This window comes from Paenibacillus sp. P3E (assembly GCF_001909045.1).
Classification (GTDB): Bacteria; Bacillota; Bacilli; order Paenibacillales; family Paenibacillaceae; genus Paenibacillus_AQ; species Paenibacillus_AQ helianthi.
This window is the reverse complement of record NZ_LVWH01000183.1, coordinates 23,684-47,797: the sequence shown is the minus strand read 5'-3', so window position 1 is coordinate 47,797 and position 24,114 is coordinate 23,684. Positions and strand designations below refer to the sequence as shown.

Genomic DNA, 24,114 nt, shown 5'->3' with positions numbered 1-24,114 from the left:
TGAAGACGACGAGGTAGATAGGTTGGAGGTGGAAGTGCAGCAATGCATGGAGCTGACCAATACTAATCGGTCGAGGGCTTATCCAAATGATAAAACGCAGATTCGTTTCGGATTCAGTTTTCAGGAATGAAGGTTCCTGAAGCATTTACGCTGTAAATGCCCGTTTGGTGGCGATAGCGGAGGGGTTCCACGCGTACCCATCCCGAACACGACCGTTAAGCCCTCCAGCGCCGATGGTACTTGGACCGAAGGGTCCTGGGAGAGTAGGACGCCGCCAAGCACATGAAGCCATTGTTGAGCAATCGACAATGGCTTTTTTGTTGTTTTGGCGGAATTTGAGGGATACTAGTAAGGAGATGTTCTGTTTACCTTATGAGGGTTGCCGTGTTGGCAGCGAATGGCTATAGATATTTATTGATGAAGTGTCCACTCCAAACGGACTTTCGTCCAAGAATTCGCTTACTCGTAGGCAGTTTTCTGAATAACTTCTCCCGTGATGTAATATTCTTGACAGGCCAAAAACCCTTTGCTAAGATGGCAATAATATATTTTTGGACAAGCATCTCAAACCTTAACTGAAGATACGAAAACGTATAGCTTCTAGGTCTTTATCAGTGTCTATCGGGTATGGACTTGAACCTTAGTTTCTTCATTCATAAAGTTTGCAGGCGTTTAGAATAAAGACATTTGAGGAGGAATGACCCAGGTGTGGGAAGATAAGTTTGGCAAAGAGGGATTAACTTTTGATGATGTGCTGCTGGTACCGCGTAAATCCGAGGTGCTCCCGAAAGAAGTGGAATTAACTACGGTATTAAGCAAGAATGTGAAGCTGAATATTCCTTTGATGAGTGCGGGTATGGACACGGTTACGGAAGCAGCAATGGCGATAGCTATTGCGCGTGAGGGCGGCATCGGCATTATTCATAAGAATATGTCCGTGGAGCAGCAAGCGGAAGAAGTGGACCGTGTTAAGCGTTCTGAGAGTGGCGTTATCACCAATCCCTTTTCCCTTACACCAGAACACTGGGTATCTGACGCCGAAGTCCTGATGGGTAAATATCGTATCTCCGGTGTGCCTATTGTAGATGACAACAACAAGCTGGTTGGAATTTTGACCAACAGAGACTTGCGGTTTATTCATGATTTCAATATTCAGATCAAAGAAGTAATGACGCATGAGAACTTGGTGACTGCTGCCGTAGGCACTACCCTTCAGGAGGCTGAAGTTATCCTGCAGCGCCATAAGATTGAGAAGCTGCCTTTGGTGGATGAGAACAACATTCTTAAGGGTCTGATTACAATAAAAGATATCGAGAAGGCCATTCAATTCCCGAATGGTGCCAAGGATGCCCAAGGCCGCCTGCTGGTTGGGGCTGCCATCGGCATTTCCAAGGATACGTTTGAACGGACAGAAGCATTGGTAAAAGCCGGTGTCGATCTCATCACTGTAGATTCTGCACATGGGCACCATATCAATATTATTGATGCTGTCCGCAAACTACGCGAACAATATCCGGATCTTACCATTGTGGCTGGTAATGTTGCCACCGGTGAAGCCACCCGTGAGTTGATTGAAGCCGGAGCATCAGTGGTTAAGGTGGGAATTGGACCTGGATCGATCTGTACCACACGTGTTATCGCCGGTATCGGTGTACCTCAAATTACAGCCATCTATGATTGTGCAACAGTGGCCCGCGAGTACGGTGTTCCCATTATTGCGGACGGCGGAATCAAATACTCCGGGGAGATCACCAAAGCCATTGCTGCAGGAGCATCTGCAGTTATGATGGGTAGCTTGTTCGCAGGTACGGACGAAAGCCCTGGGGATTCGGAAATTTATCAGGGACGTAAATTCAAAGTTTATCGGGGCATGGGCAGTATGAGTGCCATGAAGCAGGGAAGTAAAGATCGTTACTTCCAGGATGATGACAAGAAGCTGGTTCCTGAAGGTATTGAAGGACGCGTTGCTTTTAAAGGCAGTCTCTCAGATACGGTTCATCAGCTGATTGGCGGACTTCGTTCAGGGATGGGCTATTGTGGAACCAAGACATTGGAGGAGCTTCGTAATGATACCTCTTTTATCCGGATTACTGGAGCCGGTCTGCGTGAGAGTCACCCGCACGATGTGCAAATTACCAAGGAAGCACCTAACTATTCCCTGTAAGATTGGATAATCGGCATTTTAAGGGCAGATAGGACGAAATTCGTCCTGTCTGTCTTTTTTTGAAGGTACCCCTGTGTTAGAATAGAACAAGCAATGGATATGAGGGCAAAAGGAGAGTAGTAATCATTGAAGTACAAGCATAAATTCAGCAGTAAACAATTAGTGATTAAGACAGCGACAGTAGGTTTGCTTTTAAATATGCTGGCCTCACCTGTGAATTCGGCACTGGCTGATGCAGTAAAGGCCCCCGCTACTACAGAGTCAGGCACAGCAGCTACAAGTAAAACTGGAACCAAGGCAACAACTGCAGTCAAGATTCCTTCTGTAGAATCGCTGGGTTTGAATCTGAAATCAGCCGTTCTGCTGGAACCTACTACAGGTGAAGTGCTGTTATCACTAAATGCGGATGTGCCTCTGCCTCCGGCGAGCATGACCAAGATGATGACAGAGTATCTAGTTACAGAAGCCGTTAACAAAGGCCAGCTATCATGGGATAAAAAAGTCGTGGTGCAGGAGAATGCCTCCAAACAAATTGGATCACGTATTTTTTTGGCACAAGGGGACGAACATACAGTCAAAGAGCTATACGTAGCCATGGCGGTAGGCTCTGCAAATGATGCCACGGTAGCTTTGGCAGAAGAGGTTGCTGGATCTGAACAGCAATTCGTTGCTCTAATGAATGAAACAGCACAGAAGATGGGGATGAAGACCGCCTATTTCATCAACGCGACCGGGCTCGACCGGGATGATATGCCTGCGAAATTCCGGCCTGACACAGATCGTGAAACCGTAATGTCTGCTATGGATGCGGCACTCTTGGCTAAATTCATTGTAACCGATCATCCGGATTTCACGGATTTCACTACCATTCAATCCTACAAATTCCGTGAGCGTGATAAAGCGCCAATGGTTAACTATAACTGGATGCTGGAAGGAAACAAAGATGTCACGAATTTTAAAGCTTACGCTTATCCGGGGCTTGATGGTCTGAAGACTGGACATACTTCCAATGCGGGTAACTGTTTCACAGGTACAGCTGTCCGCGGCGGGATGCGGCTGATCAGTGTGGTAATGGGAGCCGATTCGGAGCCTCACCGTTTCACAGAAACCAAGAAAGTTCTCGATTTTGGTTTTAATAATTTTGAGATTAAGCAGGTTGTTGCTCCTAAGGCAGTTATTGCGGGCAATGAAACCGTTCCTGTACTAAAAGGGAAGAACAAAGACGTCTCCGTTGTAACGGATGCTGGCGTAACATTTATCGTACCGAAGGGAACTGTATCTCCACAAATTAAAACGACTGTTGTCACCAATGATCCATCAACCTTGGTTGCACCGATAGCCGGAGCCAGCAAAGTGGGGAAAGTCACTTATTCCTACCAGGTGGAAGGTATCACCCAGGTTCAGGAGAAGACCGTTAACCTGATTACGGCTGAAGAGGCAGAGAAGGCCGGTTGGTTCAAACTGCTGATGAGAGCCATAGGAGAGTTTTTTGGCGATCTGTTTAAAGGAATTAAGAACTTGTTCTAACGGCTGAAAAATGTCGAAAACAGGAGAAAATCCGAGTAAATAGGTTGTATATATAGCCGCCTTGCGGTAAAATTATATGTTAGATTAAGTAAGTTCATACGGGAGGCTTGGTCATGGAAACAGGAACATCGCGTGTAAAAAGAGGCATGGCAGAAATGCAAAAAGGCGGCGTCATTATGGACGTCATGAATGCAGAACAGGCAAAAATTGCTGAGGCTGCCGGAGCAGTAGCCGTTATGGCACTGGAACGCGTCCCTTCTGATATTCGTGCAGCGGGCGGTGTAGCCCGGATGGCCGATCCTACGATTGTGGAAGAGGTTATCAAGGTAGTAAGCATTCCCGTTATGGCCAAAGCCCGCATCGGACATTATGTAGAAGCGAAGGTTCTGGAATCCCTCGGTGTGGACTATTTGGACGAGAGTGAAGTGCTCACTCCGGCTGATGAAGTGTTCCATATTAACAAACGTGAATTCACAGTTCCTTTTGTATGTGGCGCCAAAGATCTGGGTGAAGCGCTGCGCCGTATAAATGAAGGTGCTTCCATGATCCGTACCAAAGGCGAACCGGGAACAGGTAACATTGTTGAGGCCGTGCGTCATATGCGGTACATCAACAGCCAAATCCGAAAGGTGACCAATCTTTCACTGGATGAGTTGTATAATGAAGCGAAGACACTGGGTGTTCCTTACGAACTACTGCTTGAAGTACATCAGTTAGGTAAATTGCCAGTTGTTAACTTCGCTGCAGGCGGTGTAGCAACACCGGCAGACGCCGCTTTGATGATGCATCTGGGTGCCGATGGCGTGTTCGTTGGTTCTGGTATTTTCAAATCGGATAATCCTGAGAAGTTTGCCCGTGCAATCGTTGAAGCAACTACTCACTTCACCGATTACAAGCTGATTGCAGAAGTATCCAAGAACCTCGGCACCCCAATGAAGGGAATCGATATTGCCTCATTGTCACCGGCAGAACGCATGTCGGAACGCGGCCGTTAACAGAGAGAAGGTTGTCCCGATGAAAATAGGAGTGCTGGCGCTTCAAGGCGCTGTAACAGAGCATATTGTCAGTATAGAGAAAACCGGGGCTCAGGGCCTGCCAATCAAACGTGTAGAGCAGCTGGAGGAGATCGAAGGATTGATTATACCCGGCGGCGAAAGCACTACGATAGGCAAGCTCATGCGCAAGTACGGCTTCATTGAAGCTATCCGTGATTTTGCCGGTCAGGGGAAGCCTATTTTTGGGACATGCGCGGGCATGATCGTACTGGCAAAGCATATTGCGGGGGGCGAACCCGGTCATTTAGAGCTGATGGACATCACCGTTGCCCGGAATGCCTTTGGCCGCCAGCGGGAGAGTTTTGAATGTGATCTGCAGGTTAAAGGAATCCTTGAACCGGTGCGCGCTGTGTTCATCCGTGCTCCTCTTATTAACGAGGTTGGGCCGGAAGTTGAAGTGCTCACGCTCTATAACGATGAGATTGTGACTGCCCGCCAGGGGAATTTGCTTGTATCCTCTTTTCATCCGGAGTTGACAGATGATTATAGGCTGCACCAATACTTTGCCGATATGGTAGAGCGTAGTGTAGTGGCCAATCAATAGAACCGCATATAAGAACATTCCGACTCTTTCAAAGCTGCAAACAGCATTTTGAAAGAGTTTGGGCTGTTTTCAGGAGGGAAACTTTGTGCTAGATGTAAAAATATTGCGAAGTGATTATGCCCGAGTAGAAGAGGCACTGAACAAGCGGGGCAAATCGCTTGAACTGATTGCCGAATTTCCACAGCTGGATCTGCGCCGCCGTGAGCTGCTGCAAGAGACCGAAGGATTGAAAAACCGACGCAACACCGTATCAGGTGAAGTGGCGAAGAAGAAGAAGAACGGCGAACCCGCAGAGGATTTAATCGTTGAGATGCGTACGGTATCCGACCGGATTAAAGAGCTTGATGATGAAGTAAGAGTGCTTGAGACCCGTATTGAAGAATTGACGATGAGCATCCCTAATATTCCGCATGAATCGGTGCCGGTAGGCAGATCCGAGGAAGAAAATGTGGAAGTGCGCCGTTGGTCACAGCCGCGTGAGTTTGAATTTACACCGAAGTCACACTGGGAGCTGGGACAGCAGCTGGACATCATTGACTTTGAAGCCGCTGCCAAGGTTACTGGCTCGCGTTTTGTCTTTTATAAGGGTCTGGGAGCACGTCTTGAACGTGCACTTATCAACTTCATGATGGATCTTCACAGCGGGGAACACCATTATGATGAGATGCTGCCCCCATATATCGTAAATAAGGACAGCCTATACGGCACCGGTCAGCTTCCTAAGTTCGAAGAGGATCTTTTCAAGCTTCGGGATACAGAATATTATCTGATTCCTACTGCTGAGGTTCCGGTAACCAATTACTATCGTGAAGAGATTCTTACGGCTGCGGATCTGCCGAAATATCATGTGGCTTACAGCTCTTGTTTCCGTTCAGAGGCTGGCTCGGCTGGCCGTGATACTCGCGGGCTCATTCGTCAGCATCAGTTCAACAAGGTGGAGCTTGTGAAGCTTACTACACCTGAGACCTCCTATGAGGAACTGGAGAAGATGACGGCAGATGCGGAACGCGTGCTACAGCTTCTGGAACTGCCATACCGGGTACTGGGACTCTGCACAGGTGATATGGGCTTCACCTCAGCCAAGACGTATGACCTTGAGGTATGGCTGCCTGAGAGCGGCATGTACCGTGAAATCTCCTCTTGCTCGAATACAGAAGACTTCCAGGCGAGACGGGCTAACATTCGTTTCCGCAAGGAGCCTAAGGCGAAGCCGGAATTTGTTCATACGCTGAATGGTTCTGCTCTTGCTGTTGGCCGTACGTTAGCCGCCATTCTGGAGAATAATCAGCAGGAAGATGGCTCGGTAGTAATTCCTACAGTACTACAGCCGTATATGCGTAATGTGAAAGTGATCAGCCCGAAAGCTGCACTATAATCATAGTTGCATAATGCTTGCATTGTGTGGTACAATCCTAATGCATGTGAAATTTAGATGCATTGGAGAGGTACCGAAGCGGTCATAACGGGGCGGTCTTGAAAACCGTTAGGGTGCAAGCCCACATGGGTTCGAATCCCATCCTCTCCGCCATTTCCTTTAAGAGATGAATACATGAAGATAGAAGCTGCCTTCTTTGGAAGGTGGCTTTTTTTGATCCAGCCGGATGGCTGGCTTTCGTTTGTTATGAACAGCAACAAGTATAAAAAACGCCCTTTCTCCGCAATGTAATAGGGAAGGAGGCTGATAATAACAATGAACCGACAATTACAGCTGGATCAGCAAAGTCTAGTTTCTGCTTGGCAGGAGCGCCTGCCTGCTCTGATGGAGGAGGGAGACAGCTTTAGCCTACAGGGTGATGCGGCGGACCCGAACAGTCTGCTCATTCATTTTAATGCTGCCGGACGGCAGGCCTATTCCCTTGATTTTCGTTGTACTTATGTCGATAGCCGTGAGGTAGCCGTAAGTTTGATTGATACCGAAGAGGCTGGCCGCCCTACCGATGAGCGGGCGGATGCCGTTCAGTCATTGGCGCAGCAGTATACCAGACAAATTCATGAATGCGCGCAGGCTCTTCAAGACCTTACCAATCCATAGGAGGAAACTTAAATATGAGCAAACCGAAGAGCATGCCTGTACCGGGCGTCGAGAACAACAATCAGGAGCGCCGCAAGGATCATAAACCCTCAGGTCCAGAGCCTTTATCCGGTTCCAAAAAGGTTAAACAGGCTAACCATGTAGACCATCATAATCCTCAGGGCTAATTTGCTTCTGGAGAATATATGTTGAGAAATGTTTCTCATTTTTCCCAAATGGTTTATCATTAGGGAGGGTGAAGAAACTTTTTACATGGGAGAGGAGATTTATAATGAACAAAAAATGGGGGTTGTCCGCTGCCGCATTGCTGCTAAGTGCTGCAATGATTCTGCCTGGCTGCGCGAACAAAGAGCAAGCACCTAAAGAAGCGTTGAAGTCAGCCGCTGTCAAAGCGACAACGCTCAAATCGTATGAGATGAAGAGCAAAGTGGTCATTAATAATCTGACTATTGATGCGCCAGCAAACGGGGAGTCGGATGCCACCACGGCGCAGGTGCTCAGTATGCTGAAGAATGCCGAGGTTACCGTTGATGGTGTCTATCAGGCAGATCCTATGCAAACTGAAATGACGCTGGTGCTCAATCTGAAGGGCGATATGACGATGTCTTTTAATATTCCAATGGTCATGACCGCGGAGAAGATGTATATCAAAGTACCTTCTATTCCGTTCCTGCCGCTTCCGAAGACGGTGGTTGGCAAGTTCGTAGAACTTGATCTGAAAGAACTGGCGGAGAAGCAAGGAACCGAATTTAACCCTGCCTCCATGGATACACAGAAGGTGCAGAAGCTCTCGAATGAGGTACTAAACACACTGCTTGGTGAATACGATGATCAAAAGTACTTCAGTGACATTAAGCCCAAGGACGCCGCTTTGCCGGAGGGTGTTGAAGCAAAACAGGTAGTTCAATTCAAAATCACCAATGATAACGTCAAAGAGGCACTTACTATTTTTGTAAATAATGCCCTGCCGAAGATCATCGATATCGTGGGTAAGCCAGAGTATAAGGAAATGTTGAATATTAAAGATGCAGACCTGGCTAAAGTCAAAGAAGAGCTGCAGTCCAGTAAAAGCCGTGCAGAGTTCGACAAAGACCTGGCGGATTTGGGAACTTATCTGACAATCAATCAATTTCATATGAACACGGCTATCAACAAAGATGATTTTCCGGTGTATCAGGATCTGCTGATGGATATTAAAGTAAATGATCCTGACAAAGGTGAGAATCTCAGCGTATCCCTAAATGCCAGCAATCAATATAGTAAAATTAATGAAAAGCAGACCTTCACCATCGGTATTCCGAAGGGAGAAAACGTTATTACCATGGATCAGCTTGAAAAGGAATTTGGTTCTACGGGTACAACTTACTAACCAGACCCTGCAATTCGAAAATCCCGCATATGAGCGCCGTCTTGGCACACATGCGGGATTTTTGGCTGTATCGTATGTAAGTGGGAAGAGCTCTGTACCGGGAAACGCGGTTACTCCTCATCCGGCTGGACATCATCAGCAAGTATAGCGTACGTACGATGATCTTGCCACTGTCCATTAATTTGGATGAAACGCCGAGCTATTCCTTCAGCCTGAAACCCGTTCTTCTCCAGAACCCGGCGGGACCCGTGATTATGAAGTAAAATGGCAGCCTGCACTCTATGCAGGTCAAGGGAGCGGAATGCGAACTTAAGGACAAGCCGAACGGCTGCACTTGTGTACCCTTTTCCCTGTAAGGCATAATCCATGAAATATCCAATATCTGCAAACTGGCCAACACCGCGCACTACATTGGAGATGGTGATCTGGCCAATCAGCTGACCGTCCAATAAAAATATACCGAACATATATGCCCGGTCTTGCCTAGAATCCTCCAAGCGTTGACCGATAAGCTGCAGCTGACTCTCAAGGGTAAAGTAATCCTCCTCCCTCAGAGGCTCAAAGGGCTGATGCTGTTCTTTATTACGCAGACGCAGTTGAAGTAGCTCACTTGCATCTTTGACCTCCAGCAGAGCAATATAAATGCCTTGAGGTGAGTCGTATAACTTATGAGACATGAAACGTCCTCCTTCATCCTAAGATTTCTTCCGAAGCCGGCGAAAAAAGGTGGTTAGCAGCTCTGCGCATTCCTGCTGCAATATGCCCTGAATGACCTCGGTCCGGTGATTAAAACGGGGTTCTTCCAGCAGATTCATTAGTGTGCCTGCGCAACCGGCTTTGGGGTCGGGTGTGCCATATACAGTAAGCGGTACTCTGGACTGGACCATCGCCCCGGCACACATGGGACAGGGCTCTAGGGTCACGTACAGCTGACAGTCCAGGAGACGCCAGGAATTGAGCAGAGTACTGGCCTCACGAATTGCAACCATCTCTGCATGGGCGGTAGAGTCCATGGTTGTTTCACGCAGATTGTAACCCCGGCCTATAATTCCCCCATTTCTGACTATTACGGCTCCGATAGGTACCTCACCCAGGGCCTCCGCCTTGCGCGCCTCCGCTATCGCTTCCCTCATCCAATATTCATGAACGGCCATTTCCTCCGAGGACAGTTCACTATGTATACGATTCAAGCTCATCTTCCCTTCCAAAACTACTCTTTGTGCAACGAACAAATATTCGTTCTTAACAAATTGTGCATAACTCTGTGGATAAAGCCCGACTTATACACAATTTTGTACACATCTCCATTTGATAAAATGTTTATATGTGCATAACCTGTGGATCGTTTCTTATTCATTGTAGAGAAAGTGTCTATAAAATTCAATATTTACCGAAGAAGGCTTTAGAAGTGAAATGTCTTTTCAAATGAGGGGGCAAAAGGTATGATAATGGTTGAACGCTCCGCTAAGATTTACCAGCGGATAAGAGGTGAACAGACAGCTTGTCTATAAAAATTAAGTTATCGGTAATCATTTTTGGTTCAGTACTTTTAATTCTGGCGCTAAATCTCACACTTAATCTTCAAGCAGCCCGTAACAATCTCCGTAATGAGAGCGTACAAAATATGAAGATGACCGCCAGTCAAATTGCCGTTTCCGTCGAGCAGAGCAGCTACAGCTCCAATTACGTGCAGCACCAGATCGCCCAGAACCTGAGACTGGCTGCTATTTTGGCTTCCAAGGAGCTAGATCCCGATATTAAAAATGTTAAGGACGCACAGCTGGTTGCTCTAGCCCATAAGCTGGGTGTGTCTAATATTTCACTTCTGGTCAAGACTGAGGATGATGTGGTCGTTGCCAAATCCTCGGATCCTGACGAACTTAATTTGTCTACCAAAGGCATGGGCTATTGGTATGTGGCTTTTCTCGAGCTGTTTGCGGGGCAGGAGGTATCAGTTGGGCAAGGGCAGAGCTTTGAGCATTTCTGGTCGGGGCCTTTTGAATATTCAACCTCCAATCCCAAATATATTGAGAAGTGGGGATACTATTATGATCCATCGAGAAACTACATTATAGATCCTTACATTCGCAGCACCGCTGTAAGCGATTATGTGAAGATTATGAACCCTGATGAGATTGTCCGCCAATCCAAAGGGGTCAATCCGGGGATCTTAGAGATCACAGGGATCAATCCCAAAACGTTTGGCGTATCAACCATGCAGTCCGATGGAAGTGATTCTGTATACCTTAAGCTGAAGAACCAGGCTATTAAGTATGGTACTTACAAATACGGCAACGTTGAAGAAGACAGGTCGGCGATTATGGAAGCGCTCAGCAGCGGTGAACCCATTACCCTGGACACACAAGCTCTTGGCAAAAGATTGCTGAAAACCTTCATTCCAATTAAGCAGCCTGGAGCTGAGGATTATGTCATCAGTGTAGTTATGGATTATTCAGTCATTTCATCGGTAATCCGGGAACAGCTGTTGAATAATGTGACTACGTCGGTTGTGTTGCTTATTGTATTTTTCATGGGAAGCTATATCCTTGCAGGTATTGTTACCCGGCCAATCCAAGATATCCTGGCAAAGGTCAACGATGTGGCCCGAGGCAAGTTCGAGCCTCCGCTGAATGTGGCCAGCCGTGATGAGCTTGGGCAATTGGCGCACCGTATTAATGCTATGACCTCACATCTGCTGCAGCACACGAACCGGCTGGGACAGACACTGGAAGAGAACCGGGCCGTCAAAGAGCGTCTGGAGTCTGTGATTAACGGTACCTCCGATGCGATTCATACGATGGATATGGAGGGCCGGATTATCAGCACGAACCGGGCCTTTGAGGAGTTGTACGGCTGGAGTGCGAATGATGTATGGCGTAAGATGCCTTATCTGGTGCCGGCCACTGCGCAGAAGCAGGAAGAAGCCAGGCTGAGAGAGCTGAAGAACGGCGCCATTCTGCCTCCGCTGGAGACTATAAGGTTAAAACGTGACGGCTCGCTCGTCGAAGTCAGCGTCAGCAGCTCGGTTATCCGTGACGAGGAGGGCAATCCGCAGTCTTTCGTCCATGTCTCCCGTGATATGACAGAGCGCAACCGGATCGAAGAACTGCTGAGACGCTCTGAGAAGCTGACGACCGTCGGCCAGCTCGCAGCTGGGGTTGCCCATGAAATAAGGAATCCGCTAACTACCCTGCGGGGATTTCTGCAGCTGCAGCAAGAGAAGAAGCTTCTGGTCCCGCTCCATATTGATCTTATGCTCTCGGAGCTGGAGCGGATTAATCTAATCGTAAGTGAATTTTTAATTTTGGCCAAACCGCAGGCCGTGCATTTCCAGCTAAGAGACGTCCGGCTTATTCTGGGTGATGTAATTTCGTTGCTGGACAGCCAGGCGCACTTGTTCGGCATTGAATTCGAAGCCCGGTTTTCCGAACAGCCGGCAACGGTGCATTGTGAAGAAAACCAGCTGAAGCAGGTGTTTATCAACATTGTCAAAAATGCGATTGAGGCTATGCCTGATGGTGGTACGATTACACTGGAGCAACATATGACAGACGATATTGTAGTGATCGTTATCTCTGATGAGGGAGAAGGCGTTCCAGAGGATATGCTGCCCAAGCTTGGGGAGCCCTTCTTTACCAACAAGGAAACAGGAACAGGCCTTGGGCTCATGGTCAGCCAGAGAATTATCCAATCCCATAAAGGCAGCATGGAGATACATAGTGAATACGGGTGCGGGGCGGAAGTTACCATCAAGCTGCCTGCAGCAGGAGAGCAGGCTCCCGGACAGTCTATGAATGAAGAACGGAGTGAAGATTGAAGTGAGAATTAATAAGTTCATCAGTGAGACAGGATTCTGCTCACGGCGTGAAGCAGACAAGCTGGTGGAAGGCGGTAGAGTTAGCATCAACGGAGAGCGTGCTGTGCTTGGCAGTCAGGCTGAGCAGGGAGATGAGGTGCGGATAGATGGTAAACTGCTTGAAACGGGCAGTAAGGTCGTCTACATTGCACTGAATAAGCCGGTGGGCATTACTTCTACGACTGAAGCGCATATTCAAGGGAATATTGTCGACTTTGTCGGACATCATGAGCGTATATTCCCCATCGGACGGCTTGATAAAGATTCTGAAGGATTAATTCTGCTAACCAATGATGGAGATATCGTGAATAAAATATTACGGGCCGAGGGTAAACATGAGAAGGAATATATCGTGACTGTGGATCGGCCCCTTACCCCATCCTTCATTACCGGAATGTCGAGCGGAGTCAAAATACTGGGCAGCCGGACGCTTCCCTGTGAAGTAACGCGAATCAGTGAGCGGGTCTTTCGGATTATTCTTACGGAAGGCAAGAACCGGCAAATCCGCAGAATGTGTTCTGCTTTTGGGTACGAGGTACGGCACCTACAGCGCATCCGTGTGATGAATATCCGCCTCGGTACCCTGCAAACAGGAAAATGGCGTGAGCTCTCTGCCCAAGAGAAGCAGGAACTGGGTACCATGCTGAACTATAAGCTGCAGTAACGGCGGTTATTGGACATAGAATCAACAATAAAGAGCTGTTCTGAAGGTCTTATCCAGACCTTTCGGAACAGCTCTTGTTGAATATATAAGATTCTATTTTCCGGTAGCAGCAGGATCTATAGTCTGCGCCCCATCCAGATACTTCCGGAGGATGGAGACCTCTACGCGGCGGTTCTTTGCCCGGCCTTCAGCCGTTGAGTTGTCAGCGATCGGATGATATTCTCCATATCCGATGGGACTGAACTTAACCGGGTCCAGATAGGGATTTAACAGCAGGATCTTCATGAATTGTAGCGCACGGGCTACACTGAGATCCCAGTTGGAAGGATACTCACTGTTGGAGATTGGGATATTATCCGTATGGCCCTCTACCAGTACGTCGTAATCAGGAAATTGCTGTAGCATCGTAGAAATGGATTTCGCCAGCTGACGGGAATCATCCTTTACCACGGCTTGTCCGGAAGAGAACAAAGCATTGTCGCTAATGGTGATGGTTAACTGTGATTGATTCAGCTTGGTGCTTAGCAAATCAGTCAAACCATTATTCTTGATATACTGATCGAATTGCTTCTTCAGCTTCTCAAGCTCCTCTTGCTCTTTTTGTTTCAATTTGGCAATTTCATCCTTGCCGGTATTAGGGGCAATGACATTGTTCATTTTTTCTTCTTTACCCTGATCCATTTGAGTATTTGTAGGAGCGTCGGACTTATATTCCAGAACTCCGGACCCGCCGTTAAATACGGATTTGAAGGCTTGGGCCATTTGTTCAAATTTCTGGGCATCCGTAGCACTCATTGCGTACATAGCAAGGAAAAGGGCAACCAGGAGGGTCATCAGATCGGAATAGGGCAATAGCCAGGATTCATCGGCATGCTCTTCGTGCTCCTCATGTCTAGTCTTTTTGCTCACTCGAAGCCCCCTCCTTATTAGCTAGTTTTTCGCGTTCAGAAGGCGTAAGGAAGACGGAAAGCTTCTGATTGATGGCGATGGTAGACACCCCGGACTGGATAGATAGAAGCCCTTCTACCATCATTAGCCTGATCTCAATTTCACCTTTGGAGAGCCGCTTCAGCTTGGTCGCAATCGGATGCCATAGTACATAACCTGTAAAGATACCGACTATGGTGGCAATGAAGGCACCCCCGATGGCGTGAGCCAGTTTTTCGACTGCGCTCATATCCGAAAGTGCGGCAATCAGCCCGATAACGGCCCCGAGCACGCCCAGCGTTGGTGCGTACATACCTGCTTGTGAGAAAATCAGTGCTCCGGCTTTATGCCGATCCTCTGTAGCGTGGATATCTTCCATTAATACATCACGGACAAACTCCTGATCATTGCCGTCGATAATCATCCGCATGCCGTTTCGAAGGAAGTTGTCTTCAATTTCGTCCACCTTGGATTCCAGGGCGAGTAAGCCTTCACGACGGGTAATGGAGGCCCATTCCATGAACATGGTAATCAATTCCGATTTGCTGACCATCTTCTTTTTAACAAATATTAGCTTGAATAATGACGGGATTTTCTTCATTTCCGAGAGCGGGAAAGCTATAAATAAAGATGCGGCTGTACCTAATAAGATAATTACGTAAGCAGCGGGTGCTGCCAAGGCAGTTAACGGTGCACCTTTAAGAAACATCCCCCATACTATTGTAACCAGACCAAAAATCAAACCGATTATTGTTGAAATTTCCATTTATGCACCTCGTCCATGAGAATTAAGATATGATCTGACTATACCGCGTGTATCATCCATGACCAGCGGTGTGACACTCTGCGTCTGACCAATAACGTATATTCTTATTTATCGACAGCATTCCCTTTTTTGTGAAGTCATTTTTTCGGCTATAATGAGTAAGGCAGGTTATTATTCATCTATGGAGAAAACGGAGTGATTGACGTGGGTGTGAAGCATGGAAGAGATTACAGTGATATTCTGAGTGAACTGACAGAAGCGGTAGGAAGAATTTCTGACGGGTATGTATTTTTTGAGATGGAACCCGATGAATGGCAGGAGCTCCCGCAGGAATCGAAGACGGAGGTATGGGAAGCACTCGCTGAGGATTTGTTCTACGCCTTGGGCAATGAACCGGTGATCGAGGTTGGCAGCGGCGTTGTAATCTACGATAAAGAAACACACCGGATAAATATTTTACTGGGCGAAGAGGATCTGGCTTCAGTCCTCCTGGTCTAAAAAACAGACAACCTTAAGGCGGCCGGTTTGCCCGCAGCCTGTGCCACGTGGTAAAATTGATGGAGCGGAGTACTATTTGCCAGGGTTTGCGAATACAATAAACCGAAAAATAGCCATCATCCTGGCGCATCCCTTGGACTTTTATAAGCTGAGGGATGTTTTGTTTAAGGCATCAGGTATCATCGAATGGAGAAGAGCAATAAGCTGTTAATTTAGTAAGGGAGGAAGAACATTGCAATTTACGGAGGAAGAGCTGCGGGAGCAGGTGAGTAAGCTGGAAGGATGGAAGCTGGAACCGAGTACCCTGGTGCGCAAATACATGTTCAACGAATATATGAAAGGCATTGCCTTTGTGGATGAGGTTGCAGCCATATCGGAAGCATTCGAGCATCATCCGCATATTACGGTTGATTATAAAACCGTTGTCCTGCGTCTGTCTACCCTTGGGGAGGATGGCCTTACAGCACTCGATATCCGGCAGGCCCATGAATTTAATGAGGCTTTTGAGAAGAACCGTTAAGAATCTATCTCATATGAGGCCGATCAGATTGGAAATTCATAACCCTTATATAAAAGAATGCCCGGTACAGGATCAATATGATCCGTGCACGGGCATTTTGTGTTCCATATGATGAGATAAGAAGTAAGGTTATTTCTTCTCCGCAAGCCACATCGCTACATTCGCGATCTCCTCAGGCGCCAGCTTATCCTTGAAAGAAGGCATCTGTCCGCGGCCTTTGGTGACAATGGTGAAAATCTCTCCGGCGGCATGCTTGCCGCCTTCCTGCTGGAGGCTAGGGCCTACGCCGCCCTGAAGCTGGTCACCATGGCAGGTGATGCAATTCGCCTTCTTTACTGTGGCCTCAGCGCTCGCCGCATCCATCTGCACTTCCGGCATCGTTGGTTTGTTCTCCTCGGCGACTTCGGCTTTGCCGGGCAAGGTGAACATTAAGATTACCGCAAAGGCACAGGCGGCAAAAAACAAACCGCTCATGATCCATTTCTGCATCTGCATCCGTCCCCTCCATGTAAGCTGCTTCCTACATTATACAAGAAGGTAAAGCGTTATCATAGCGTTTGTGACAAAAAAACGAATGATTTGTGCTATTTATCATAGACCATACAATAAAATAGCTTATCGCCCGTTGGAGTCCGGCGTTCATATGTATCCGTAATCGTAAAACCACTTTTTTGATAAGCACGAATGGCTCTCTGGTTCCAGGTAAGCACCTCCAGATCTATCTCGCGCTCCGGATATCGTGCCAGGGCTGCCTTGACGATGGCGCTCATGAACAGATGGCCCATGCCTTGCCCGCATAGATCAGGCCGCATACCAATTCCGAGCCGAACTACACCTTCCATCGGGAATAGCTGTGCAAAGCCACAGAGGAACCCTTGGCTGTTCACCACCGAGACGTATTGCTCACCCCGCAGCCGGGGATCACCGAACTCAATGTCCAGAGCCTGCATTTGCTCCCAGGACATCCAGCCATAAATGTTGTACGGGGGTTTGTATACCCATTCACAAATTTCTGCAGCGTGATTAACTTCCATGGGGACAACGTAAAAAGTTACCGGAGAACTAATCATCCGCCATCCGCCTCCCTTCAGAACAAAACGTTATATCATAATTATATACAAAACGGTTCCATTTCGACGCATAAACAATATATTTTAGAAAATTACAAAAATCGCGGTTTTTTATGTTTTGCAAATAACGAGAAGGGTAAATAATTTTTATAGAGACAAAAAAACAAGCCCCCTCCAAGATTTCGGCAAAAATCCTGGATAAGAGCCTGTTCGGTTATAAAAATTACTGCTTATTGCACATCGTCATTATCTTGGGAATCGGAAGCTACCGCTTGAAAAGCATCTGTGCTCATGATTCGTTTGGCGCCAACGTAGCGGTTGACGTAGTAGCTGTCACCCAGCGAGCTGATGGTTACACCACGCTTGGAAGAAGCGTGTGCGAACTTGCCTTCACCGACATAAATGCCGACATGAGATACCCCTTTACCGGTTGTATTGAAGAATACGAGATCTCCCGGTCTAATGTTATCGCGGGATACGGCAGTGCCCATCTGGTACTGGGAACCGGACTGGTGAGGAAGGTTAATTCCTATCTTATCAAACACATACATGGTAAATCCGGAGCAATCAAACCCGTTAGTCGAAATTCCGCCCGATACGTATTTAGTGCCGACGGCTTTGTCGATAACCTGATCCATTTTAGAGTCTGCGAAAGCGCTTCCTGCTCCGATGGTAAGAATGATCGAAAAGCTGAGTAGTGCTGCTGCTAGCTTCTTCTTCAAAAGTAAATACCCCTTCCAAATGCCTACGAGGTTAGCTTAAGGGTTCGGTTGAAGGTCCCCTATGACCCCTCTGTAAATAGGAGGTCAATTCACCCAAAATCGGTTCCCCCGTTTCCCTAATTGAATAAGGAACTCGGCACCACTGTTGATTAGATTAGCTTACGGATCAAAACAATGACAAAACCTTTGTAAATCAGGTTTGAATAATTACAAAAATGTTACTATCAACTCACTGCGATAATTGTAACAAAGACAGAAGCACTTGGCAATCACTTAAAGCATATTAATACATATTTTTTGAGCCTTTTAAGAGAAAAGGGCTTGATTTACGCGAGTTCTTTACGCCGTAAGTCAGCTGCATGGAAGATCTTAATGGGGTTTTTATCAAAAAGGTGTTTCGAAACTCTAAAAAGTGTGTAAAAGGGAGAATAAGGAAAAGGGAAAACCCGGAAAATGATTACGGCAATAATCAGCTCCGGGCTCGTATAAATTACATTTAGTTGTAAAGGTGTAATGTGAGGGGATCAAGCTTCAATTAATCGTAGGCAACAGTTTTGTAGGCTGTAGTGCTCATCACTCGTTTAGCGCCAACGTAGCGGTTGGCCCAGTAAGCTTGACTCAGCGAAGTTATGGTTACACCGCGTGAGCTGGAAGATTGTGCGAATCTGCCTCCACCGACATAAATGCCGACATGGGAAACTCCCGACCCAAAGGTATTGAAGAATACCAGGTCACCTGAACGCAGGTTGTTCCGTGATACGGAAGTTCCAACGCTGAATTGAGCCTTGGACGTGCGCGGCAGGGTAAGCCCGACATTTTTAAAAACATACGAGGTAAAGCCGGAGCAATCGAAGCCGCTTGTGCTAGTGCCTCCGAATTTATAGGTGGTTCCGATGGTTTTTGCGATAACGGTATCCATCTTGGAATCGGCGAAAGCGCTACCAGCTCCGATTGTGAATACCATCACTAGTGCAAGTGCGGCTGCGGTACATTTCTTCTTAAAATTCTGACTTCTCAAAAGATGTACTCCTTCCAAGGCCTGCGAGGTTAGCTTAAGGATTCGGTAGAAGGTTCCCCTATGACCCCTCTAAAGCGAGGTCAATTCACCCAAAATATGGTTCCCCCGCTTCCCGGTGCAGGGAATTTGGCGTTTTATGCACCAGAAGAGCGACGTGTCGACAATTAGTAAACGCTTGGAATGTTAATGTGTTTGAATGTGTTGCATCTTAGAGATTACAAATTTGTTACTAGTAGTACAGGCACCATTGTACCAGAGGATTTACAGTTTTGCAAATACTCTTATTCAGTTTGTAATCCAAAAAAGAGTCCCGCTCCCTCAAGGAGCAGCGACTCTTTTATTATGCCGGCTGAGCGGCTTAATTATTGTGGAAATGATTTACTGGACCAAAGGTGGTATTGAGCGGCGATTCCCCACATTTTGAACAGTGTATTGGGAAGGGGGGAGAACTGCCGAAGCAGAAGTGCCGGCATCCCCGGACAAAAGATCGATGCCGCTCCGCAAGCAAGCATCATGATCAAACTCCCTGCTCCCATCACAAAAGATAATCCCGCAGAAGGAAGGATCACCTTCAGACACACCAAGAGAGAAGAGAAAGTGCCTGTACCACCCGTATACCCGAACTGCATGTACAGCAGTACTTTTCGGATGAAGAACAGATATAGCAGCCAGGCCAGAATGTAAGGCACCAGTTTCAGCAATAGCTTATAATCCAGAATTCCGCTTAACAGCAGTCTGTACATTTTGGGAAGAAGCCAATACAGCGGCAGGGCTGTAAGCACCCATTCTGCAAGACTGAACAGCATCACCGGAAGCCCATACAGACGCATCCCCGGAAAAAAGAACATCCCGCGCTCCCCCTTACGCTCCTGATGGAGCTCATGGAGCAGTCCTGCGCGGATGAATGGGGAGAGCAGCAGTCTGAATGCGCTTAGCGCCAGCAGCATCCAAAGCCAGTGCTGAACACCGGAATCGGAACCCAGTGCGAGCTGGCCCTCCACATAATACAGCAGCCTGCCTATCCCGCTGCCGCCCGCATCCTGATCGGGGTAACGCAGCAGTACCGGGACTACGGCGCTTTTAACGAACTTGTACATGAAATAGCCCCAGAACAGCCGGTAGATAAACAACAGAATCAGTATATAAAATTGCTCTTTCATGCTGTGCCAGCCGCGGGATATCGATCTTTTCACAATCCTTCACCTCACCAGACAAGAGTTCCGAGCAGATTTTCAATCAGGTTGGTCATGCTAAGCGTCCATCGTGAGAGCGTGTCAGGTTCCAGTTCCGCGAGTCTGAAATTATTCAGATGCTTATTCTCCAGCAGGATGGAGTGCTCGGGATCAATCTCTGCCGATATCAGCGGCGCTTTGTAGGACAGCTGAAAGGTAGTTTGCTTGTCTTTTCCATTCCAATACCGTTGAACGGTGTATCCATCCGAAAAGGTGAACTTTACTGGCACATCCCCATACTGACTGCCTTTGTTGCTCACGGCGACTGATGAATCATAACGAAGGCTATCTATATCGCTCCCTTTGTGAAAGGTGTTGATAATGTTATCTATGGAAAAATCAGGAGCGCCGCCACTGTAAACATATTGATCGAAATACGCCTGCCACGATTTTTTGGTTACTTTTTCTACGGTCTTTTGAAAATCAGCTGTGGTAGGATGCTGGAAACGGTATTTGCGGGCATAGGCGGCCATGATGGCATCCATCGTTTTGGTTCCCACTTGCTGCTCAATGTCTTTGAGGACCAGTTTGCCCCGGATGTATACGTTACGTGTATAGGCATCATCTCCGGTGTATTTCCAGGTCTCCAGTTTGAGCGGCTGTGATGAAGTTACCAGACTGGCCTGAAGTGCAGAGTTGGAGGTTACACCATATTCCTGTTCCATCAGCCGGTCTTCTGCATAAGAGGTGAAGCTCTCATCCAGCCAGGCTTCCTCAAATTCATTGCTGGCTATCATGCCATAAAAAAACTGATGCCCGATTTCATGGATGACCGTACGTTCAAGCTGGGTACCTGGAGCATCTCCGGCTGCGCCGAAGGCAGTGATGAGAGTAGGGTACTCCATCCCGCCTGCGCCATTCCCCGCCTTTGGCGGAACGACGATAGATAGTGTGGAGTAGGGATAAGAACCGTACCATTTGCTGAAGGCGCTTAGAGCAGCTTTGGCCGCCTGAAAATAACGCTCCTGTAAACCCTTATGCAACGGGTCTAGATAGAGCTTAATCCTTACCCCGGGCACGCCAGGTGCAGAGAAGGCTTCCTCGGCAACTGCAAAGTCGGGAGAGGCCGCCCAGGCGAAATCATGAACATCATCGGCGTAGAACTGGTAAATCTTCTGGCCCTGCTTCAGCCTTGCGGTCTTCACCGGGAAGCCGGTCGCTGCGACTGTATAATTGGAGGGCACGGAAAGGGTTACACTGTAGATCCCAAAATCACTGTAGAACTCGGAGGTACCGTGGTACTGATGCAGATTCCAGCCTTCCTGTTTTGCCCCCCGGGTGCCAGCAGGCTCATACACACTAAGCTTGGGAAACCATTGTCCAGCCATTACAAAGTCACCTGAAATTCCCATGCGGGCGAATATTTTAGGCAGCTTGACCTCATACTTCAGCCTGAGCGTAACACTTTCCCCTCCGTTCACGGGTTGAGGAAGATGAACCTTCACCAGGGTCCTGTCATTCACATTGCCATCGTCAGGCTGGGCATACTGCAGACGCTGCATGAGTGAGACACCGTCAGAGGTCCGTAGATCGGTCAAAGTCATGCTGCCGTAACCATTCGCTGGCATTCTATCCCCGCGTAGTGTTCCTCCGGATTCTTTCATAAAGGTGGTATCTTCAGAAGCAAAAGCATTCGGATAAAGATGGAAGTAGAGGTCTTGTACCGGTTTTTGGCCGGGATGGGTCCAGGTCACCGTTTCGGAAGCCCTTAATGACCCGGTAGAGGGGATTAGCTGCGCGTCAATATGATATTCGACCACCCGCTCGCTTAGCGCCTCTGAGACGGGGAGCGGCTTACTCTCCGGGAGAACGGGTTGCGGAGCTTTGATCTGTGCAGCTACAGGGGACTTGGCCTCTTTTGGTGCGGCAGCTGTCAGAACATCGGGGTTGTGCCCTGATAACGCCCAAATTCCACCTCCTAGGGCGAAGGCGGCAAAGGCCGCAAAGATGAGGTTGTACCTTAATGACCGTGGCTTCATACTGTGATTCCTCCCGTGACAAGCATCTACGGGATGTATATGTTTGCATTCGGCGTATTATTAGCTAAAATTAAATTATATTCACGTTCTATTAGAGGGAAGGATGTGCACTTGTGGATAACAACCAACCAGAGGGTAAAAAACCGATGGCTCTGAATATCGTAAATGCCAAGAGCAAGCATAAAGGCTTCGGAGCAGGTTCCATCGATTTGAACAATGTATCGCCGGTTATTATTGACGGCGGTGAGGCCGTTATCGATATCGGTGCCATGCATGCCAAGAGCAAAGTGGAGAAGGGGATTAAATTCAGCCCGAACCGTGAGGATGTACCTGACGGAAGACAGGTATGGGTGGTCTGGGTAGCTGTGGACCGTACCCCGGAAGGCCAGTCTTACGGGGGGATTACTGCCTGTGAGATGTGGATAGATACTGAAGCCCGCCGGGGGTGGAAAATTCTTGCTGATCATGTGAACAAGCTGGATTCCGCGTTGAAGCGCAGAGTGATTCTGGAGGGGATTGGAGCAGCTGACAAAGCAGCCCTAAAGTCACTGCTGATTGCCCATAATGCAGAATGGTGGGACGCATCGACCGAGGAGTTAAAGGCAGCATTGTCGGAATAAGATGAACACCAGTCTTTATGAGGACCAATAAATTGCGTTTCCCAAAAACAGCCAAGCCCTCCAATTCAGGAGAGCCTGGCTGTTTGAATTGTGTATGAAAGCGCAGGATGCCGGGTATAGCATTGATCCTATGATCTACTGAGCAGGTTGAGCTTGCGCTTGAGCTGGCTAACACGGGCTTGGCTGATGCCAAGCACCTCTGCGAGCTCCTTCTGATTGGCATAGGGATGATCCTGTATAGCCTTCTCCAGGCGCTGGCTCATTTCCTCTGTCTTAGTCCGCCGCCCCCCGCGGATGGGTTCAGGATTAAAGTCTGCGGCGCTCTGCGGCTGAAGGTTGTCATCGGCTGTCCGTTCTGGATTGCCGAGCTCTTTCAGACAGCTGTTGCAAATGAACTGGTCTTTATAGTAGGTCACATGGTCAAGGCTTCTGCAGAACGTGCATTCCGTTGAGGTGTACTTTCTGAGTACGATGATTTCATCATCCAAAATAAAAAATTCGATAGGATCCCCAATGTCAATATTGCGAGTCATGCGGATTTCTACGGGAACCACAATTCTGCCAAGACTGTCTAAACTCCGGATCATGCCTGTATCTTTCATCCCATGTCCCTCATTTACATCTTTAATTTTTTGTGGATATCTACGATTATAGCAGTAATTGTAAGTTATGAGAACGGGGAAAGCGCATTCATATTAGATTTTTTTGTAAAAATCAGGAAAGTTTTTCCGTGGATTTAAAAATCTCTCCATTCGGGAAGTCCGAAAGGAGAGATGAATTAGGGTTCTTTTGTTTTTTACCCAATTCCGGGTGACCGAAACAGCCTTATCAAACTTTTGGGAGACGAAACGGCTGAGCCTGTCTATCTAAGACACTGACGTAAGGGTTGCCTCTGAGGTAGAACCGCCAGGGAAGCTGGGCGTATTCTTCGGCATAAGAAATATTGATTCGTGGTGCTTGTACAATATCCAGGGCATCAGGCAAGTCACCCTGCTCCAGCCACAGTGGCCCCGCAGGATCATTCAACGGACATCCGTTCAGACTCTTATCTATACGAAGTGCCCGGCACAACTTCCCCGGACCGCCGGAGAGGTCCGATGGCTTCTTGACCGTAATGCCACGATAGGCCGCCATCTGCCCCTCATCATAGCCAGTCAGCGGCTCGACCGCACGAATCAGCACGGCATGCGGATCATCCTTGGCGGCCGTTACTACATTTACGCAGTTGTACATACCGTAAATGAGATACACGTAAGCAACTCCGCCGGTTCTGAACATGACCTCAGTACGCGCCGTGCGGCGTCCGCCGTAAGCGTGGCTTCCCTTATCTTCTGAACCGCCATAACTCTCAGTCTCGACGATCCGGCAGCGGATCTCCCCGTCCTCCGTCCGCCGGACCACATGCTGTCCCAAAAGAAGCGGTGCAGCCTGGAGCGCCGTAAGTGTATAGATATGCGGGGACAAGAGTTTTCTGGAAGACAGTGCCTCCCTGTCACCAGCGTTATCCTTACGTTCCATAGATCAATGACACCTCTCTAGCCGAATCAGGCT

25 protein-coding genes, 1 tRNA gene, 2 rRNA genes and 2 riboswitches are annotated in these 24,114 nt (G+C 48.0%); of the genes, 16 read left to right on the top strand and 12 right to left on the bottom strand.

What is annotated here, in order from left to right; all coding sequences use genetic code 11:
- The 11 genes from A3842_RS20960 to A3842_RS20910 form a co-directional block, all read left to right on the top strand.
- Window positions 1–86, top strand: a 23S ribosomal RNA gene (locus A3842_RS20960); the annotation flags it as partial.
- 77 nt (window positions 87–163) lie between these two features.
- Window positions 164–280, top strand: a 5S ribosomal RNA gene (gene rrf / locus A3842_RS20955).
- Between the two features lie 426 nt (window positions 281–706).
- Window positions 707–2,164 (top strand): IMP dehydrogenase, encoded by a 1,458-nt coding sequence (gene guaB / locus A3842_RS20950; protein ID WP_074086992.1) that lies wholly within the window; start codon window positions 707–709, stop codon window positions 2,162–2,164.
- A 126-nt stretch (window positions 2,165–2,290) separates the two neighbouring features.
- The gene (locus tag A3842_RS20945) at window positions 2,291–3,691 is read left to right on the top strand and encodes a D-alanyl-D-alanine carboxypeptidase family protein (protein WP_074102610.1); all 1,401 of its coding nucleotides are present in this window, start codon (window positions 2,291–2,293) and stop codon (window positions 3,689–3,691) included.
- 113 nt (window positions 3,692–3,804) lie between these two features.
- A complete protein-coding gene (pdxS, locus tag A3842_RS20940; protein ID WP_074086956.1) occupies window positions 3,805–4,686 on the top strand; it encodes a pyridoxal 5'-phosphate synthase lyase subunit PdxS in 882 nt (293 codons plus the stop codon).
- A gap of 19 nt (window positions 4,687–4,705) precedes the next feature.
- Window positions 4,706–5,290: a pyridoxal 5'-phosphate synthase glutaminase subunit PdxT gene (pdxT, locus tag A3842_RS20935; RefSeq protein WP_074086957.1), complete on the top strand. Its 585-nt coding sequence runs from the start codon at window positions 4,706–4,708 to the stop codon at window positions 5,288–5,290.
- An 85-nt stretch (window positions 5,291–5,375) separates the two neighbouring features.
- Window positions 5,376–6,665, top strand: coding sequence for a serine--tRNA ligase (gene serS / locus A3842_RS20930; protein ID WP_074102609.1), 1,290 nt, complete (start codon window positions 5,376–5,378; stop codon window positions 6,663–6,665).
- 64 nt (window positions 6,666–6,729) lie between these two features.
- Window positions 6,730–6,818, top strand: a tRNA-Ser gene (locus A3842_RS20925).
- A gap of 162 nt (window positions 6,819–6,980) precedes the next feature.
- Window positions 6,981–7,322 (top strand): hypothetical protein, encoded by a 342-nt coding sequence (locus A3842_RS20920; protein ID WP_074102608.1) that lies wholly within the window; start codon window positions 6,981–6,983, stop codon window positions 7,320–7,322.
- A gap of 14 nt (window positions 7,323–7,336) precedes the next feature.
- Window positions 7,337–7,489 carry a small acid-soluble spore protein P gene (locus tag A3842_RS20915; protein WP_074086960.1) on the top strand — a complete coding sequence of 51 codons (153 nt, stop codon included), beginning with the start codon at window positions 7,337–7,339 and terminating at the stop codon, window positions 7,487–7,489.
- Window positions 7,490–7,593: 104 nt separating this feature from the next.
- Complete coding sequence (locus A3842_RS20910; protein ID WP_074102607.1) at window positions 7,594–8,691, top strand: hypothetical protein; 1,098 nt, start codon at window positions 7,594–7,596, stop codon at window positions 8,689–8,691.
- A gap of 110 nt (window positions 8,692–8,801) precedes the next feature.
- Here the strand turns inward: A3842_RS20910 and A3842_RS20905 are convergent, their stop codons facing one another.
- A complete protein-coding gene (locus A3842_RS20905) occupies window positions 8,802–9,368 on the bottom strand; it encodes a GNAT family N-acetyltransferase (RefSeq protein WP_074102606.1) in 567 nt (188 codons plus the stop codon).
- A gap of 18 nt (window positions 9,369–9,386) precedes the next feature.
- Window positions 9,387–9,845 (bottom strand): tRNA adenosine(34) deaminase TadA, encoded by a 459-nt coding sequence (tadA, locus tag A3842_RS20900; RefSeq protein WP_371916015.1) that lies wholly within the window; start codon window positions 9,843–9,845, stop codon window positions 9,387–9,389.
- Window positions 9,846–10,192: 347 nt separating this feature from the next.
- Here tadA and A3842_RS20895 point away from each other — a divergent pair, with 347 nt between their 5' ends.
- Window positions 10,193–12,508, top strand: a complete 2,316-nt coding sequence (locus A3842_RS20895; protein WP_074086964.1) for an ATP-binding protein — start codon at window positions 10,193–10,195, stop codon at window positions 12,506–12,508.
- 1 nt (window position 12,509) lies between these two features.
- Window positions 12,510–13,211, top strand: a complete 702-nt coding sequence (gene rluF, locus A3842_RS20890) for a 23S rRNA pseudouridine(2604) synthase RluF (protein WP_074102614.1) — start codon at window positions 12,510–12,512, stop codon at window positions 13,209–13,211.
- Window positions 13,212–13,304: 93 nt separating this feature from the next.
- On the opposite strand, the gene motB is transcribed toward rluF, so the two are convergent.
- Both motB and motA read right to left on the bottom strand, forming a co-directional pair.
- Complete coding sequence (motB, locus tag A3842_RS20885) at window positions 13,305–14,120, bottom strand: flagellar motor protein MotB (RefSeq protein WP_074086965.1); 816 nt, start codon at window positions 14,118–14,120, stop codon at window positions 13,305–13,307.
- Window positions 14,104–14,904 carry a flagellar motor stator protein MotA gene (gene motA / locus A3842_RS20880; RefSeq protein ID WP_074086966.1) on the bottom strand — a complete coding sequence of 267 codons (801 nt, stop codon included), beginning with the start codon at window positions 14,902–14,904 and terminating at the stop codon, window positions 14,104–14,106. The genes motB and motA overlap by 17 nt, the downstream gene beginning before the upstream one ends.
- A 204-nt stretch (window positions 14,905–15,108) precedes the next feature.
- Here motA and A3842_RS20875 point away from each other — a divergent pair, with 204 nt between their 5' ends.
- Entirely contained in the window at window positions 15,109–15,402 is a 294-nt protein-coding gene (locus A3842_RS20875) for a hypothetical protein (protein ID WP_074086994.1), read from the top strand.
- 232 nt (window positions 15,403–15,634) lie between these two features.
- Window positions 15,635–15,922 carry a 4a-hydroxytetrahydrobiopterin dehydratase gene (locus A3842_RS20870; protein WP_074086967.1) on the top strand — a complete coding sequence of 96 codons (288 nt, stop codon included), beginning with the start codon at window positions 15,635–15,637 and terminating at the stop codon, window positions 15,920–15,922.
- A 129-nt stretch (window positions 15,923–16,051) separates the two neighbouring features.
- Here the strand turns inward: A3842_RS20870 and A3842_RS20865 are convergent, their stop codons facing one another.
- The 6 genes from A3842_RS20865 to A3842_RS20840 form a co-directional block, all read right to left on the bottom strand.
- Entirely contained in the window at window positions 16,052–16,411 is a 360-nt protein-coding gene (locus tag A3842_RS20865) for a c-type cytochrome (protein ID WP_074102613.1), read from the bottom strand.
- 95 nt (window positions 16,412–16,506) lie between these two features.
- Entirely contained in the window at window positions 16,507–16,992 is a 486-nt protein-coding gene (locus A3842_RS20860; protein ID WP_074086968.1) for a GNAT family N-acetyltransferase, read from the bottom strand.
- A 230-nt stretch (window positions 16,993–17,222) separates the two neighbouring features.
- Window positions 17,223–17,714 carry a C40 family peptidase gene (locus A3842_RS20855; RefSeq protein ID WP_074086969.1) on the bottom strand — a complete coding sequence of 164 codons (492 nt, stop codon included), beginning with the start codon at window positions 17,712–17,714 and terminating at the stop codon, window positions 17,223–17,225.
- 5 nt (window positions 17,715–17,719) lie between these two features.
- A riboswitch (cyclic di-AMP (ydaO/yuaA leader) is annotated at window positions 17,720–17,863 on the bottom strand.
- A gap of 386 nt (window positions 17,864–18,249) precedes the next feature.
- On the bottom strand, window positions 18,250–18,678 hold the full coding sequence (locus A3842_RS20850; RefSeq protein WP_074086996.1) for a C40 family peptidase: 429 nt from the start codon (window positions 18,676–18,678) through the stop codon (window positions 18,250–18,252).
- A 57-nt stretch (window positions 18,679–18,735) separates the two neighbouring features.
- A riboswitch (cyclic di-AMP (ydaO/yuaA leader) is annotated at window positions 18,736–18,874 on the bottom strand.
- 220 nt (window positions 18,875–19,094) lie between these two features.
- Complete coding sequence (locus tag A3842_RS20845) at window positions 19,095–19,925, bottom strand: hypothetical protein (RefSeq protein WP_083609673.1); 831 nt, start codon at window positions 19,923–19,925, stop codon at window positions 19,095–19,097.
- 11 nt (window positions 19,926–19,936) lie between these two features.
- Window positions 19,937–21,943, bottom strand: a complete 2,007-nt coding sequence (locus A3842_RS20840) for a M1 family metallopeptidase (RefSeq protein WP_074102605.1) — start codon at window positions 21,941–21,943, stop codon at window positions 19,937–19,939.
- A gap of 113 nt (window positions 21,944–22,056) precedes the next feature.
- On the opposite strand from A3842_RS20840, the gene A3842_RS20835 reads away from it, so the two are divergent.
- Window positions 22,057–22,563, top strand: coding sequence for a YwhD family protein (locus tag A3842_RS20835; protein WP_074086971.1), 507 nt, complete (start codon window positions 22,057–22,059; stop codon window positions 22,561–22,563).
- Window positions 22,564–22,691: 128 nt separating this feature from the next.
- Here the strand turns inward: A3842_RS20835 and A3842_RS20830 are convergent, their stop codons facing one another.
- Both A3842_RS20830 and A3842_RS20825 read right to left on the bottom strand, forming a co-directional pair.
- Complete coding sequence (locus A3842_RS20830) at window positions 22,692–23,165, bottom strand: AbrB/MazE/SpoVT family DNA-binding domain-containing protein (RefSeq protein WP_074086972.1); 474 nt, start codon at window positions 23,163–23,165, stop codon at window positions 22,692–22,694.
- 226 nt (window positions 23,166–23,391) lie between these two features.
- Window positions 23,392–24,081 (bottom strand): DNA-3-methyladenine glycosylase, encoded by a 690-nt coding sequence (locus A3842_RS20825; RefSeq protein ID WP_083606981.1) that lies wholly within the window; start codon window positions 24,079–24,081, stop codon window positions 23,392–23,394.
- Between the last annotated feature and the right edge of the window lie 33 nt (window positions 24,082–24,114).

What these genes read in the sequence shown, in the direction of transcription:
- A3842_RS20865 (WP_074102613.1), bottom strand. Translation starts at nt 16,411, where the DNA reads ATGCAGAAATGGATCATGAGCGGTTTGTTTTTTGCCGCCTGTGCCTTT.
- A3842_RS20825 (WP_083606981.1), bottom strand. Translation starts at nt 24,081, where the DNA reads ATGGAACGTAAGGATAACGCTGGTGACAGGGAGGCACTGTCTTCCAGA.
- A3842_RS20830 (WP_074086972.1), bottom strand. Translation starts at nt 23,165, where the DNA reads ATGAAAGATACAGGCATGATCCGGAGTTTAGACAGTCTTGGCAGAATT.
- motA (WP_074086966.1), bottom strand. Translation starts at nt 14,904, where the DNA reads ATGGAAATTTCAACAATAATCGGTTTGATTTTTGGTCTGGTTACAATA.
- pdxT (WP_074086957.1), top strand. Translation starts at nt 4,706, where the DNA reads ATGAAAATAGGAGTGCTGGCGCTTCAAGGCGCTGTAACAGAGCATATT.
- pdxS (WP_074086956.1), top strand. Translation starts at nt 3,805, where the DNA reads ATGGAAACAGGAACATCGCGTGTAAAAAGAGGCATGGCAGAAATGCAA.
- A3842_RS20920 (WP_074102608.1), top strand. Translation starts at nt 6,981, where the DNA reads ATGAACCGACAATTACAGCTGGATCAGCAAAGTCTAGTTTCTGCTTGG.
- A3842_RS20915 (WP_074086960.1), top strand. Translation starts at nt 7,337, where the DNA reads ATGAGCAAACCGAAGAGCATGCCTGTACCGGGCGTCGAGAACAACAAT.
- tadA (WP_371916015.1), bottom strand. Translation starts at nt 9,845, where the DNA reads ATGGCCGTTCATGAATATTGGATGAGGGAAGCGATAGCGGAGGCGCGC.
- A3842_RS20905 (WP_074102606.1), bottom strand. Translation starts at nt 9,368, where the DNA reads ATGTCTCATAAGTTATACGACTCACCTCAAGGCATTTATATTGCTCTG.
- A3842_RS20910 (WP_074102607.1), top strand. Translation starts at nt 7,594, where the DNA reads ATGAACAAAAAATGGGGGTTGTCCGCTGCCGCATTGCTGCTAAGTGCT.
- A3842_RS20860 (WP_074086968.1), bottom strand. Translation starts at nt 16,992, where the DNA reads ATGATTAGTTCTCCGGTAACTTTTTACGTTGTCCCCATGGAAGTTAAT.
- A3842_RS20850 (WP_074086996.1), bottom strand. Translation starts at nt 18,678, where the DNA reads ATGGTATTCACAATCGGAGCTGGTAGCGCTTTCGCCGATTCCAAGATG.
- A3842_RS20840 (WP_074102605.1), bottom strand. Translation starts at nt 21,943, where the DNA reads ATGAAGCCACGGTCATTAAGGTACAACCTCATCTTTGCGGCCTTTGCC.